This window comes from Shewanella sp. MF08487 (assembly GCF_050848685.1).
Taxonomy (GTDB): Bacteria; Pseudomonadota; Gammaproteobacteria; order Enterobacterales; family Shewanellaceae; genus Shewanella; species Shewanella glacialipiscicola.
The window spans coordinates 160,348-173,560 of the sequence record NZ_JBOZPB010000004.1 but is presented as its reverse complement, the minus strand read 5'-3'; the positions used below and the strand labels follow the sequence as shown (position 1 = coordinate 173,560).

The window sequence follows — 13,213 nt, the reverse complement described above, 5'->3', positions numbered from 1 at the left end:
CACCAATAATGTTTAATTTTTTTGTCATTTTCCATCTTGTCTTAAAATAGATGACGGCAGTTCTGTCCATGGATAAAATCATTGATAGTGGTATTACTGGAGTAAAAGTGTGTTTGAACTGATTGTTGGCACTAAACGCCTCGCGTTATCTTCGCCCATTGTGATGGGAATTCTTAATGTTACTCCCGATTCCTTTTCCGATGGAGGTCAATATTCCTCCTTTGATCTTGCCTGCCAGCATGCCGATGACATGGTGGCTCAAGGCGCGGGAATGATCGATATTGGCGGTGAATCGACCAGACCTGGCGCCGCCGAGGTGAGCCTAGCCGATGAACTTGCTAGGGTCATCCCATTAGTTAAATATGTGGCTACTCATCATGATGTGTGGATTTCAATCGACACCAGTAAAGCTGAGGTAATGCGCCAAGCGGTTGCTGCGGGTGCGCACCTTATTAACGATGTACGTGCCTTAATGGAGCCTGGTGCGCTCGACGCTGCAGCTGAGTTGCAAGTCCCTATTTGTTTGATGCATATGCAGGGCCAGCCAAAAAACATGCAATCTTCACCGACTTATTATGATGTAATTGAAGAGGTTGCTGGCTTTTTAACTGCAAGGATTGAAGCTTGCTTACAAGCAGGGATCCCTCGGGAGTTGTTAGTAATTGATCCAGGATTTGGCTTTGGTAAAAGCGTAGAACATAACTATGAATTACTGGCAAAGCTCGACTGTTTTGCCCAGTTTGATTTACCCGTATTGATAGGATTATCTCGTAAGAGCATGATAGGCGACCTCTTAGCAAAACCGACCTCAGAACGTCTTGCTGGGAGTCTTGCGGGAGCTATGATTGCGGCGCAAAAGGGAGCACACATTATTCGCGTGCATGATGTTGCTGAAACTGTGGATATGCTCAAAGTGTTACAAGCCACACAAGTGTATTTTTAAGCACCGTTATGCTCTGGTTAAGCATTTAATTAATATTATGATCCCAAATAATTGGGACACATTTCAGTTTATGGGGCGATATGAAAGAACGTAAATTTTTTGGAACCGACGGTATTCGTGGCAAGGTCGGTTCAGGTCAAATGACACCCGAACTTACGCTTAAGTTAGGTTGGGCTGCGGGGCGCGTTTTATCCCGTAATGGCACTAAAAAAGTAATAATAGGTAAAGATACTCGTATCTCGGGCTATATGTTTGAATCGGCATTGGAAGCGGGGTTTTCAGCCGCAGGTCTTAATGTTTTATTAATGGGGCCGATGCCAACGCCCGCCGTAGCTTATTTAACGCGAACCTTTCGTGCTGAAGCAGGGGTGGTGATCAGTGCATCACATAACCCTTATTACGATAATGGTATTAAATTTTTCTCCACTGATGGTAGTAAGTTAGATGATAACTTAGAGCTAGAAATCGAAGCAGAACTTGAAAAGCCCCTCGTGTGTGTTGAGTCGCATCTACTGGGCAAGGTGTCTCGTATTGAAGATGCCCGTGGCCGTTATATCGAATATTGCAAAGGTAATTTTCCTGCTGAACACACGTTAATGGGCCTAAAAATTGTGGTGGATTGTGCCCATGGTGCCACTTATCACATTGCACCGGCGGTATTTCGTGAATTAGGCGCAGAGGTGATTGCTATTGGTGATCAACCAAACGGCATGAATATCAACGATAAAGTGGGCGCTACGTCCATGGGCAAGATTTGTGAGACGGTTCTTTCAGAAAATGCCGATCTTGGCATCGCACTCGATGGCGATGGTGACCGTATTATGATGGTCAACAGTAAAGGCGAAGTGATCGACGGCGATCAAATTCTGTATATTTTGGCTTGTGATGCTAAATTACGCGGTGTATTACGCGGAGGGGTCGTTGGCACACTCATGTCAAATCTTGGGCTTGATTTAGCCTTACAAGCACTTGATGTTCCATTTGAACGTTCCAAAGTGGGCGATCGTTATGTAATGGAACTGCTTAAAGAACTCGATTGGCGTATCGGTGGTGAGAACTCTGGGCATATTTTAAACCTCGATCACGGTACAACGGGTGACGGCATCGTCGCGGGGATTTTAGTGTTAGCGGCTATGCGTCGACAAAATGCGACATTAGACGAACTCACCTCTGCGATGAAAATGTTACCGCAGGTATTAGTGAATGTACGCTTTGAGGGGGGAAATAATCCACTGGATTCTGATAGCGTTAAACATGCTCAAAAACAGGTTGAGTTACAACTGGGCGCCCGTGGTCGCGTATTATTGCGTAAGTCTGGAACAGAACCTTTGATCCGTGTCATGGTGGAAGGGGACGATCATAGTGCAGTATTAGCCCACGCGAATTTTATTGCTGATGCTGTTAGAACAGCAAGTTAGTAATGATGTATTTTGTTATGGCGGCGGTGGATACCGATTAAAAATTAAGGTGTTAGCTGCACATTTGAACAGATATCAGTTTTGGCGTGTAAAAAAACAGCACTCCAACCTGATATCTGAAAATATTCGACTTTAGCTATTGTAACTTAATAAGTGGTTCGCTATTATTCACGCCGCTTTCAAAGGAGACAGTGATGGCACTCAGACGTCCTATGGTTGCTGGCAATTGGAAAATGAATGGTAGTGCGGCACTCGCCGAAGAGCTATTCAAGAAATTTGCTTCTAAGCTCCAAAATGATTCAGCTGAAGTGGTTTTATGCCCGCCTTCTATATATCTAGAAAGCGTTAGGCAACTGCTAGAAGCAAACAAGGAAGCGTTAGACGGTTCACTTGTTAGGATGGGCGCGCAAAATTTAAGTCAGCATGACTTTGGCGCTTATACCGGAGAAGTTTCAGGTCAGATGCTAAAAGATTCAGGATGTCGATATGTGATTATCGGACATTCAGAACGTCGCCGTATGTACGGAGAGACGAGTAATATCGTAGCGGAGAAATTCGCCGCTGCACAAAAGCATGGCTTAACTCCCATTTTATGTGTGGGTGAGTCTGGTCCAGCACGTGAAGCAAGACGCACCTTTGAGGTGATTGCGGAAGAGTTGGATATAGTGATCCAGAAAAATGGCACTATGGCTTTTGATAACGCCATTATCGCCTATGAGCCACTTTGGGCTGTAGGAACCGGTAAAAGCGCTACACCAGAGCAGGCACAAGAAGTACATGCGTTTATTCGCAAGCGTCTCTCTGAAGTATCTCCATTTATTGGAGAAAATATCAGGATTCTCTACGGTGGTAGTGTAACACCGAGTAATGCTGCAGATTTATTTGCCCAACCTGATGTTGATGGTGGACTGATTGGCGGTGTTAGCTTAAACTCTAGCGAGTTTTTAAGTCTGTGTACCATAGCGATGAGCGCATAATATGTATGAAGTTCTAGTAGTTGTATACTTGTTGGTTTCGTTAGGTTTGATTGGCCTAATATTAATTCAACAAGGAAAGGGAGCTGACATGGGAGCCTCTTTTGGCGCCGGTGCATCAGGTACTCTATTTGGTTCGAGTGGTTCAGGTAATTTTCTGACTCGTACTACGGCTGTATTAGCCATTGGTTTTTTTACCTTAAGTCTGCTAATCGGCAATTTAAGTGCTAATCATACCAAAAGTGAAGATTCATGGAAAAATTTAGGTTCAGATACTGAACAGGTTACACAACCTGTTGAGCAAGCAACCGAAAAGTCAGAAACAAAAATTCCTGACTAGTAAAAGGTGTCGCCGAGGTGGCGAAATTGGTAGACGCGCAGCCTTGAGGTGGCTGTGACCTAACGGTCGTGCGGGTTCAAGTCCCGCTCTCGGCACCAAATATAGCTAAGATAAAGTGATCAATTTTCTCTTAGTTATTGCAAGAAACAACGATAGTCAATATACTTGCATACAGTTGACGCGGGGTGGAGCAGCATGGTAGCTCGTCGGGCTCATAACCCGAAGGTCGTCGGTTCAAATCCGGCCCCCGCAACCAGCTCCTAGTAACGAATGCTGTTCAGATTCGTTATGGTTTACAGGTTCTTGAAATTAATAACCTCGTCATTACGGGGTTTTTTGTTATCTGGGACTTTTAAATTTGTCGCATACATCGTATGTGGCGTTGTACTAGGGCTTTTAGCCCTTTTTTGTTTTTTCGGGAGTCAATCTTGGCAACATTAGAATTCAGACTGGCAGAAATGCTCAAAGTACCTGTGGAAGCATTAGGCTTTCAGCTATGGGGCATTGAATATGTTCAAGCGGGTAAGCATTCCACACTGCGAGTGTTCATTGATGGCGAAAATGGTATCAATATCGAAGATTGTGCCAGTGCAAGTCGCCAAGTCAGTGCTGTACTTGATGTTGAAGATCCTATTCCTACAGAATATACCCTAGAGGTTTCTTCGCCAGGCGTTGATAGACCCCTATTTACTGCTGAGCAGTATGCGGGCTATGTAGGCGAGGATGTAAAGCTTCAATTGACTATGCCGGTTGACGGCAGTCGTAATTTAAAAGGCGCCATCACTAAAGTTGACGGGCAAATGCTGTCACTGAAAGCGAATGGTAAAGAGTTGGTTGTCGCCCTGGATAACATCCGTAAAGGCAACTTAATCGCTAAGTTTTGATAGTTTCAAGGTGAACGAGGCAAGAGATGAATAAAGAGATTCTGCTAGTCGCTGAGGCGGTTTCAAACGAAAAAGCCGTTCCTCGCGAGAAAATTTTTGAAGCGCTAGAGACTGCTCTGGCCACAGCAACCAAGAAAAAATACGAAGGTGATATTGACGTACGTGTTGCTATCGATCGTAAAACTGGTGGCTATGAAACATTCCGTCGTTGGATGGTGGTTGATGATCACGGTGAAGCATTAGAAAATCCTTATCGCGAAATCACATTAGAAGCGGCACGTTACGAAAATCCGGATATTCAGCCGGGCGAGTTTATTGAAGACGATATCGAGTCAGTGGTATTTGACCGTATTACCACTCAAACCGCTAAGCAAGTTATCGTACAAAAAGTACGTGAAGCTGAGCGCGCTCAGGTAGTGGAACAATTCCAAGACCAAGAAGGTGAGTTAATCACTGGTATCGTAAAAAAGGCGACACGTGAAAGTGTTGTAGTTGATTTAGGTAATAACGCTGATGGCGTATTATTCCGTGAAGATTTAATTTCACGTGAATCTTTCCGTCCAGGTGACCGTGTACGTGCATTACTGTACTCAGTACGCCCTGAAGCTCGCGGTGCACAGTTATTCTTAAGCCGTACTAAGCCTGAAATGCTGATCGAGCTTTTCCGTGTAGAAGTACCTGAAATTGCTGACGAACTGATTGAGATTATGGGCGCAGCCCGTGATCCAGGTGCGCGCGCTAAGATCGCCGTTAAGTCAAATGATCGCCGTATCGATCCTATCGGTGCGTGTGTGGGTATGCGTGGTGCACGTGTACAAGCTGTATCAAATGAACTGGGTGGCGAGCGTGTTGACATCGTATTGTGGGATGATAATCCAGCGCAATATGTGATCAATGCTATGGCGCCAGCCGATGTGGCCTCTATCATTGTTGACGAAGATAACCATTCTATGGATATCGCCGTTGAACCTGATAGTTTGGCACAAGCCATTGGACGTAATGGCCAGAACGTACGTTTAGCGACACAACTGACAGGTTGGGTGTTGAACGTAATGACAGTGGAAGACATGAATAAGAAACACCAGGCCGAAAGCGCCAAGGTGGTTGATTTATTTGTTAACTCACTGGATGTCGATAAAGATTTTGCACAAGTACTAGCGGATGAGGGCTTTACGTCGCTCGAAGAAGTTGCTTATGTACCTGTGTCTGAATTATTGGCGATTGATGGTTTTGACGAAGATCTCGTTGAAGCCTTACGTGAGCGTGCAAAAGCGGCGATCTCGACTCGAGCTCTCGCTACTGAAGAAGCACTCGATGGTGTGGAGCCAAGTGAAGAGTTACTTGCACTTGAAGGTATTGATAGACACTTAGCCTATGTTTTTGCTAGCAAAGGTATTGTGACTCTAGAAGACTTGGCTGAACAAGGCATAGATGATTTGATCGAAATTGAAGAATTGACAGAAGCAAAAGCAGGTGAGCTCATCATGGCAGCCCGCAATATCTGTTGGTTTGGCGAAGAAGCATAAGTCGATCAACAGAGGGGATTTAACTGATGGCAGATACGACCGTAGAGAAATTGGCCACGGAAGTGGGTAAAAGTGTTGAACGTCTGATTGAGCAATTCTCTCAGGCTGGAATTAAGAAAGACCAAGCTGATAACGTAACTGAAACTGAAAAGCAGCAGTTATTGGATTATCTGAAAAAGCAGCACGGTGGAGAAAATGCGCCAACGAAAATGACGCTGCAGCGTAAAACCGTATCGACCTTAAGTGTGGCTGGTAGTGGTGGTCAATCTAAAGATGTTAAAGTTGAAGTTCGTAAAACACGAACTTTCGTCAAGCGTGATGCTAATGAGGCTACTCTGAAGGCTGAAGAAGAAGCGAAAGCCGAAGCAGAAGCTTTGGCAAAAGCGAAGGTTGAAGCGGAAGCTGCTGCGGCAGCTAAAGCCAAGGCTGAAGCAGATGCAAAAGCCAAGACCGAAGCAGAAGCCAAGGCAAAAGCCAAAGCGGCAGCTGAAGTGAAAGTGGCTAAAGATGTGTCACCAGAAGCAGAAGCCGCTCGTCTAGAAGCTGAACGTTTAAAGGCGGCTCAAGAAGCGGCGACTAAACGTAAGCAAGACGAAGATGCGGCTAAAGCGGCTGAAACAGCCCGTTTATTGGCTGAAGAACACTCTAAGCGTTGGGCCGAAGAAGAGCGCCAACGTTTAGAAGCCGAGAAGAATGGTGATCATCATATCACGACATCTAAAGTGGCTCGTGCTGCCGAAGATACGTCTGATTTAGATGAAGAAAAACGCGGACGTCGTGCTCGTAACAAGACAAATGCGAAGAAACGTGGCGGCAAAGATGCCCGTGACGGCCGTGAAAAACACATGCGTAACCGCAGTACTGCACCAGAATCTATGGCGCACGGCTTTAATAAGCCTGTGGCAGCCGTTAGTCGTGATGTACGTATCGGTGAGACTGTGACAGTAGCTGAACTGGCGCATTTAATGGCGGTTAAAGCGACCGAAATCATCAAGCAAATGATGAAAATGGGTACTATGGTCACGATCAACCAAGTGTTGGATCAAGAGACTGCCCAAATGGTTGCTGAAGAAATGGGCCATAAAGTTGTGCTGATTCGCGATAACGAACTTGAGCATCAAGTGATGCAAGATCGTGACGATGAAGATGGTATCAAATTAGAGTCTCGTGCACCTGTTGTGACTATCATGGGTCACGTTGACCACGGTAAAACGTCGTTACTTGATTATATTCGCCGCGCTAAAGTGGCTGCTGGCGAAGCCGGTGGTATCACGCAGCATATCGGTGCATACCATGTAGAAACCGAAAACGGCATGATCACTTTCCTTGATACTCCAGGTCATGCCGCGTTTACCGCTATGCGTGCCCGTGGTGCCAAGGCAACAGATATCGTTGTGTTAGTTGTTGCTGCTGATGACGGTGTAATGCCGCAAACTATCGAAGCAATTCAACATGCTAAAGCCGGTAACGTGCCATTAATCGTGGCAGTGAACAAGATGGATAAACCGGAAGCGGATATCGATCGCGTTAAGAGCGAATTGTCACAACACGGTGTTATGTCTGAAGATTGGGGTGGAGACAACATGTTTGCCTTCGTTTCAGCTAAGACAGGTGAAGGCGTTGACGAACTGTTAGAAGGTATCTTACTACAAGCTGAAGTTCTCGAACTGAAAGCAGTACGTGATGGTATGGCTGCTGGTGTGGTTATTGAATCACAATTGGACAAAGGTCGCGGCCCAGTTGCTACGATTCTGGTTCAACAAGGTACGCTACGCCAAGGTGACATCGTTCTTTGTGGTCTTGAGTACGGTAAAATCCGTGCAATGAAAGATGAGAACGGTCGCTCAATCACTGAAGCGGGTCCATCTATCCCTGTTGAAATACTGGGTCTGTCAGGCGTACCGTCTGCAGGTGATGAAGCAACAGTGGTTCGTGATGAACGTAAAGCTCGTGAAGTTGCCCTGTATCGTCAAGGTAAGTTCCGCGATGTGAAATTAGCACGTCAGCAAAAATCTAAGCTAGAAAACATGTTTGCGAACATGACAGACGGTGAAGTGAAAGAACTGAACATAGTTCTTAAAGCAGACGTACAAGGTTCACTCGAAGCGATTACTGATTCGTTAACCGGCTTGTCTACTGACGAAGTGAAAGTGAACATCATCGCTCGCGGTGTAGGTGCTCTTACTGAAACAGATGCTACTTTAGCTGCAGCGTCTAACGCGATTCTGGTTGGCTTTAACGTGCGTGCTGATGCACAAGCCCGTAAGACAATCGACAGCGAAAGTGTAGATTTACGCTACTACAGCGTTATTTATCACTTGATTGACGAAGTTCGTGCTGCGATGACGGGTATGCTATCACCAGAATTCAAGCAACAGATTATTGGTCTGGCAGAAGTACGTGACGTATTTAAGTCGCCTAAACTGGGTGCGATTGCTGGCTGTATGGTTACCGAAGGTATCATCAAGCGTAGCGCACCAATTCGTGTACTACGTGATAACGTGGTGATCTACGAAGGTGAACTTGAGTCGCTGCGTCGCTTTAAAGATGACGTTGCGGAAGTTCGCAATGGTATGGAATGTGGTATTGGCGTTAAGAATTACAACGATGTTCGCGTAGGCGACCAAATCGAAGTGTTCGAAACTGTCGAGATTGCTCGTACTCTGTAATGATAAAAAGGGCGGCATTAGCCGCCCTTATCAATTTAAGCTATGGTAAGAAATATTATGGCAAAAGAATTCAGTCGTACTCGTCGAATCGCTCAGCAGCTTCAGCAAGAACTTGCTCAAGTAGTACAGCGCGACATGAAAGATCCGCGTGTTGGCTTTGTAACCGTAAATGACGTCGACGTCTCTCGGGACTTAAGCTACGCCAAAGTTTTTGTGACTTTCTTCGAGGAAGACAAAGACGTTGTGCAAGAAAAACTCAATGCTCTAATCAGCGCAGCTCCTTATATCCGCACTTTAGTGGCGGGCCGTATGAAGCTACGTGTGATGCCTGAACTGCGTTTTATCTATGATAGTTCGCTCGTTGAAGGTATGCGCATGTCTAACTTAGTTAGCCAAGTGATCAACCAAGACAAAGCGAAGCAGCAGCAATTTGGCAGCGAAGACGCATCGGTTGAAGATGAAGTCTTAGGTGATGATGTTGCCGATGATGCAGATGAAACGGAAGGTAAAGATTAATGGCTCGTCGTCCAAAAGGTCGTTTTATCGATGGGATAGTGCTGCTGGATAAATCCACTGGCATGAGTTCTAACTTTGCATTGCAAAGGGTAAAGCGCTTTTTTAATGCGAACAAAGCTGGCCATACTGGCGCACTCGATCCGTTAGCAACAGGTATGTTACCTGTGTGCTTAGGCGAAGGGACTAAGTTTTCCCAGCATCTGTTAGATGCTGATAAACGCTATTTAGTTACTGCTAAGCTGGGTGAGCGTACTGATACCAGTGATTCCGATGGTGAAGTGGTGCAAACCCGCGCTATTGATTTTACGCAGGAGCAGTTACTTACCGCACTTAATTTCTTCCGTGGTGAGACTCAGCAAATCCCTTCTATGTATTCCGCGCTTAAATATCAGGGACAGCCCCTATATAAATATGCCCGTGAAGGCATTGAAGTGCCGCGTGAATCTCGTCCTATTACGGTATTTGAACTAAATTTTATCGGTCTTGAAGGCGATGAGCTGACCTTAGACATTCATTGTTCTAAGGGCACTTATATTCGCACCATCGTTGACGATTTAGGTGAAATGCTCGGCTGTGGTGCCCATGTGATCATGTTGCGCCGCACTCAAGTTGCACAATATCCGTATGCTAGAATGGTCACTTTAGATCAGCTTGAAGCACTTGTTGCCCAAGCACATGAACAGCTGATAGATCCGAGTGTATTACTCGATCCACTGTTATTACCCATGGATACGGCTGTGGCCGATTTCCCTGAGGTGAATGTGCCCGATGCCATAGCTCCATACTTAATGCAAGGTCAAGCAGTTAGAGTACCGGTTAATGCTGACTTGAAAACCGATGAACTGGTACGTATCACTTTAGGTGATATTCGCCGTTTTGTGGGTATTGGTACTCTGAACGAAGACGGCCTATTAGCGCCGAAACGACTCATCGTTATCCATGATGAGCCTGCAGAAATTCTGTAGTACGCTTCCTCTTACAATTTCAACTCTGTTTTTGGAATAGTTCCCGCCCTTTATTGCGCTATGGGCGGTTTATGGGTAGAATAGCGCGCCCTCTGGCTGAGTTAGTGATCGGCTAGAGATTCATATTATTTATTTGGAGATATACATGTCACTAAGTACTGAAGTAAAAGCAAAAATTTTGGCTGATTTTGGCCGTTGTGAAAATGACACAGGTTCAACTGAAGTTCAAGTTGCCTTGTTAACTGCACAAATCAACCATTTACAAGCTCACTTCAAAGAGCACATCCACGATCACCATTCACGTCGTGGCCTGTTACGTATGGTTAGCTCACGTCGTAAGTTAACTGCTTACCTGAAGCGTACTGATGTAGCACGTTACACTGCTCTGATCCAAAAATTAGGTCTGCGTCGTTAATATCGCGTCGATTGATATAAAAAAGGAGGCTTAAGCCTCCTTTTTTATATCCTAAAATCAGCATAAACAACCTGAGCAAGATTGTTTATGCATATCCATAATCGAATTTATACAAAGCTATAGCAGTGCAGTCCTCTCAGAAAACGTCATCACCCGCGTTATCATAGAAGGGTGCGTTAAAACTTGGTCTAGATGTGGTGTAATCCTCTAATAGTCGCTGTTTGCGTTGCGATATATAAAGCTTCAAACTCTGCTTGTGGCAATGGCTGACTGAAATAGAACCCTTGACCAATTTGACACTGATTTTCTTTTAACCAATCTAATTGTTGCTCATTTTCAATCCCTTCGGCCACCACTTTTAAATTAAGCTGTTTACCTAACATTAAAATCGTCGAAGCAATGGCACTATCTTCTGGTAAGTCTGACACGAAACAACGATCGATTTTCATCGTTGTTATAGGTAAGTGACGCAGGTAAGATAGTGAAGAATAGCCAGTGCCAAAATCATCAATGGCGATGCCAAAACCAGCAGACTTGAGTTGTTCAAGCTTAACAATCGCCAGCTCAATATCGTTCATTAATGACGTTTCAGTAATTTCAATTTCCAGTAGCTCGGGTTGGATTTGATAGCGCAGCGCCATCTGTTTAATATCAGGAACTAAGCTCGCATCCGCAAATTGTTGCGAGGCAACATTAATCGCAATCGGTATGGCATAGTTATATTTCTTTTGCCATTCCCGCAATACTTTGCAGCTTTGCTCTATCACCCAGCGACCAATTGGAATAATGATCCCCGTTTCTTCAGCAACGGGAATAAAAGAAATTGGGCTAATGAGTCGGCCATCTTTTTGCCAGCGAATTAAGGCTTCACAGCTGACGACTTTACCCGTTTGTAAGTCGAGTTTGGGTTGAAAATAGAGTAAGAACTCATTGTTTTTTAAGCCATCGTGTAATGATGCTTCGGTTCGTAAACGCACTGCAGCACGCTCTGTCATGTCTTGCTTAAAGAAAGCCCATTGATTAGAGCCCGCGGCTTTAGCGCTATACATGGCAATATCTGCATGACGAATAAGATCCTCAGCACTGCTGCCGTCTTCGGGATAAATAGAGATGCCAATAGACGCGGCTGGATGAATCGCATGTTCATTGAGTTGTATTGGTACGTTAATCTGCATCAGTAACTTACCCACAAAATCAGCAGCTTGATCTGGGGTGTGAACGGCATAGGCTAAAATAACAAACTCATCACCTCCTAAGCGCGATACTGTGCCTTTATCACCCACAAAACGCTCCAGTATCCTAGCTATACGCGCGAGGAATTGATCGCCTAAAGTATGTCCAAGCGAATCATTAATATTTTTAAAACGATCTAAATCGATAAACATTAACGCAAAACTGCGTTTTTGTAGGCGCGAGCGTTGAATTGTGACTGCGATAGTTTCGAGTAATAGTGTGCGGTTCGGCAATCCGGTAAGGGGATCTCGTGTTGCCATTTTTCGCAGCTTAGATTGGGTTTGGCTAAATTGAATAAGAATTTGGTTAAATTTTGAGGTTACTAAACCGAGCTCATCGTCCTTATGGGCAGCGGATATCGGTAATAGGTTTTCATCTGGTGAGTTAGGATCAATCTTATCGATGGCTTCACTTATTCGAGCAATCGGCTGAGTCAAGAAGCGGTGGAATACCACTGAGAGGACTAAGGTCAGTAATAGTGCACGGATGAGGGTGGCAAAAAAACTAAGTCGTAACTGAGAAAAAAGACTATTAGTGAGCTCTTGGGTATCGTAAAAAACCGTTAACGTGCCGATTAGTTGTTTTTTTTGAGTGCCTTCAAAATAAAAGGGTCGATAAAGCGGGCGAGAAATCTCTTTAAGATTATTAAACAATTTATTACTAATACTGATGAAGGTAAGGGAATCATTTTTTTTGTTATTGCTGACTGAAACAAACATCGACCCGTCATCGAGTTCAATTACGGCTGAACTGACATGCTCAACTTTTATTGCTCCCTCTAAGGTTTGACGCGCTAAATTATCATCCAAAGCCCACACAGCATTTGCGGCGGGTTGTTCTACTGAGTTAAGGAGTTCTTGCTGAGTTGCTGTGAGTTGTTGTTTCGTCGAAACAACGACGAGTGCTATTTCTACAATAAAAATCACGATGGCAAAAAATAATGCTGTGAAAACAACGAGGTTTGTTTGTTTCCAGGTCAACGATTTAAAACGACTTGTCATTAAGCTAGCCTTTTATTATTTTCGCCGTAGGAGATAATTATTTTTTTATTTCAGCTTAAAGCGCAACTCTTTGTTGATTTAACCACTTTAGTGAAAAGATAAGCCCTTGTCACCATTATCTCAGGGCCGGATTATACATTGTTAGATTGGTTAACAAACCTATCCAGTCGAACGAATTTCATTCAATTATGGATGATTTATATAAATCAATACTGTCGCATTAAGTCGATTAAAGAACAAAAAAGCTAAATGTTAAGAGAATTTACAAAGCATAATCTCACCCTGACCATTATCTACCCTTTATCTATTGCCGCGAATTGCAGTATACT

General features: G+C 44.4%; 11 protein-coding genes and 2 tRNA genes. 12 read left to right on the top strand and 1 reads right to left on the bottom strand.

The window, feature by feature from the left end; translation table 11 throughout:
- Window positions 1–109 precede the first annotated feature (109 nt).
- The 12 genes from folP to rpsO all read left to right on the top strand — a co-directional run bounded on the left by folP (window position 110) and on the right by rpsO (window position 10,650).
- On the top strand, window positions 110–943 hold the full coding sequence (gene folP / locus ACRN9H_RS04550; RefSeq protein WP_432312635.1) for a dihydropteroate synthase: 834 nt from the start codon (window positions 110–112) through the stop codon (window positions 941–943).
- Between the two features lie 80 nt (window positions 944–1,023).
- Entirely contained in the window at window positions 1,024–2,361 is a 1,338-nt protein-coding gene (gene glmM / locus ACRN9H_RS04545) for a phosphoglucosamine mutase (RefSeq protein WP_432312634.1), read from the top strand.
- Between the two features lie 194 nt (window positions 2,362–2,555).
- Window positions 2,556–3,338, top strand: a complete 783-nt coding sequence (tpiA, locus tag ACRN9H_RS04540; protein ID WP_432312633.1) for a triose-phosphate isomerase — start codon at window positions 2,556–2,558, stop codon at window positions 3,336–3,338.
- 1 nt (window position 3,339) lies between these two features.
- A complete protein-coding gene (gene secG / locus ACRN9H_RS04535; protein WP_220773220.1) occupies window positions 3,340–3,675 on the top strand; it encodes a preprotein translocase subunit SecG in 336 nt (111 codons plus the stop codon).
- An 11-nt stretch (window positions 3,676–3,686) separates the two neighbouring features.
- Window positions 3,687–3,773 (top strand) — tRNA-Leu (locus tag ACRN9H_RS04530).
- An 81-nt stretch (window positions 3,774–3,854) separates the two neighbouring features.
- Window positions 3,855–3,931 (top strand) — tRNA-Met (locus tag ACRN9H_RS04525).
- 172 nt (window positions 3,932–4,103) lie between these two features.
- Window positions 4,104–4,559 carry a ribosome maturation factor RimP gene (gene rimP, locus ACRN9H_RS04520; RefSeq protein WP_220773221.1) on the top strand — a complete coding sequence of 152 codons (456 nt, stop codon included), beginning with the start codon at window positions 4,104–4,106 and terminating at the stop codon, window positions 4,557–4,559.
- A 26-nt stretch (window positions 4,560–4,585) separates the two neighbouring features.
- Window positions 4,586–6,085 (top strand): transcription termination factor NusA, encoded by a 1,500-nt coding sequence (gene nusA, locus ACRN9H_RS04515; protein WP_432312632.1) that lies wholly within the window; start codon window positions 4,586–4,588, stop codon window positions 6,083–6,085.
- Window positions 6,086–6,111: 26 nt separating this feature from the next.
- Window positions 6,112–8,754, top strand: a complete 2,643-nt coding sequence (gene infB, locus ACRN9H_RS04510; protein WP_432312631.1) for a translation initiation factor IF-2 — start codon at window positions 6,112–6,114, stop codon at window positions 8,752–8,754.
- 57 nt (window positions 8,755–8,811) lie between these two features.
- Window positions 8,812–9,270, top strand: a complete 459-nt coding sequence (gene rbfA / locus ACRN9H_RS04505) for a 30S ribosome-binding factor RbfA (RefSeq protein ID WP_432312630.1) — start codon at window positions 8,812–8,814, stop codon at window positions 9,268–9,270.
- Window positions 9,270–10,235 carry a tRNA pseudouridine(55) synthase TruB gene (truB, locus tag ACRN9H_RS04500; protein WP_432312629.1) on the top strand — a complete coding sequence of 322 codons (966 nt, stop codon included), beginning with the start codon at window positions 9,270–9,272 and terminating at the stop codon, window positions 10,233–10,235. The genes rbfA and truB overlap by 1 nt, the downstream gene beginning before the upstream one ends.
- 145 nt (window positions 10,236–10,380) lie before the next feature.
- Window positions 10,381–10,650 carry a 30S ribosomal protein S15 gene (rpsO, locus tag ACRN9H_RS04495; RefSeq protein WP_006082713.1) on the top strand — a complete coding sequence of 90 codons (270 nt, stop codon included), beginning with the start codon at window positions 10,381–10,383 and terminating at the stop codon, window positions 10,648–10,650.
- A gap of 188 nt (window positions 10,651–10,838) precedes the next feature.
- On the opposite strand, the gene ACRN9H_RS04490 is transcribed toward rpsO, so the two are convergent.
- On the bottom strand, window positions 10,839–12,884 hold the full coding sequence (locus ACRN9H_RS04490; RefSeq protein WP_432312628.1) for an EAL domain-containing protein: 2,046 nt from the start codon (window positions 12,882–12,884) through the stop codon (window positions 10,839–10,841).
- Window positions 12,885–13,213: the final 329 nt, after the last annotated feature.

Excerpts from the sequence above, each read along its gene's own strand:
- glmM (WP_432312634.1), top strand. The coding sequence starts at position 1,024 with ATGAAAGAACGTAAATTTTTTGGAACCGACGGTATTCGTGGCAAGGTC.
- tpiA (WP_432312633.1), top strand. The coding sequence starts at position 2,556 with ATGGCACTCAGACGTCCTATGGTTGCTGGCAATTGGAAAATGAATGGT.
- secG (WP_220773220.1), top strand. The coding sequence starts at position 3,340 with ATGTATGAAGTTCTAGTAGTTGTATACTTGTTGGTTTCGTTAGGTTTG.
- nusA (WP_432312632.1), top strand. The coding sequence starts at position 4,586 with ATGAATAAAGAGATTCTGCTAGTCGCTGAGGCGGTTTCAAACGAAAAA.
- infB (WP_432312631.1), top strand. The coding sequence starts at position 6,112 with ATGGCAGATACGACCGTAGAGAAATTGGCCACGGAAGTGGGTAAAAGT.
- rbfA (WP_432312630.1), top strand. The coding sequence starts at position 8,812 with ATGGCAAAAGAATTCAGTCGTACTCGTCGAATCGCTCAGCAGCTTCAG.
- truB (WP_432312629.1), top strand. The coding sequence starts at position 9,270 with ATGGCTCGTCGTCCAAAAGGTCGTTTTATCGATGGGATAGTGCTGCTG.
- rpsO (WP_006082713.1), top strand. The coding sequence starts at position 10,381 with ATGTCACTAAGTACTGAAGTAAAAGCAAAAATTTTGGCTGATTTTGGC.
- ACRN9H_RS04490 (WP_432312628.1), bottom strand. The coding sequence starts at position 12,884 with ATGACAAGTCGTTTTAAATCGTTGACCTGGAAACAAACAAACCTCGTT.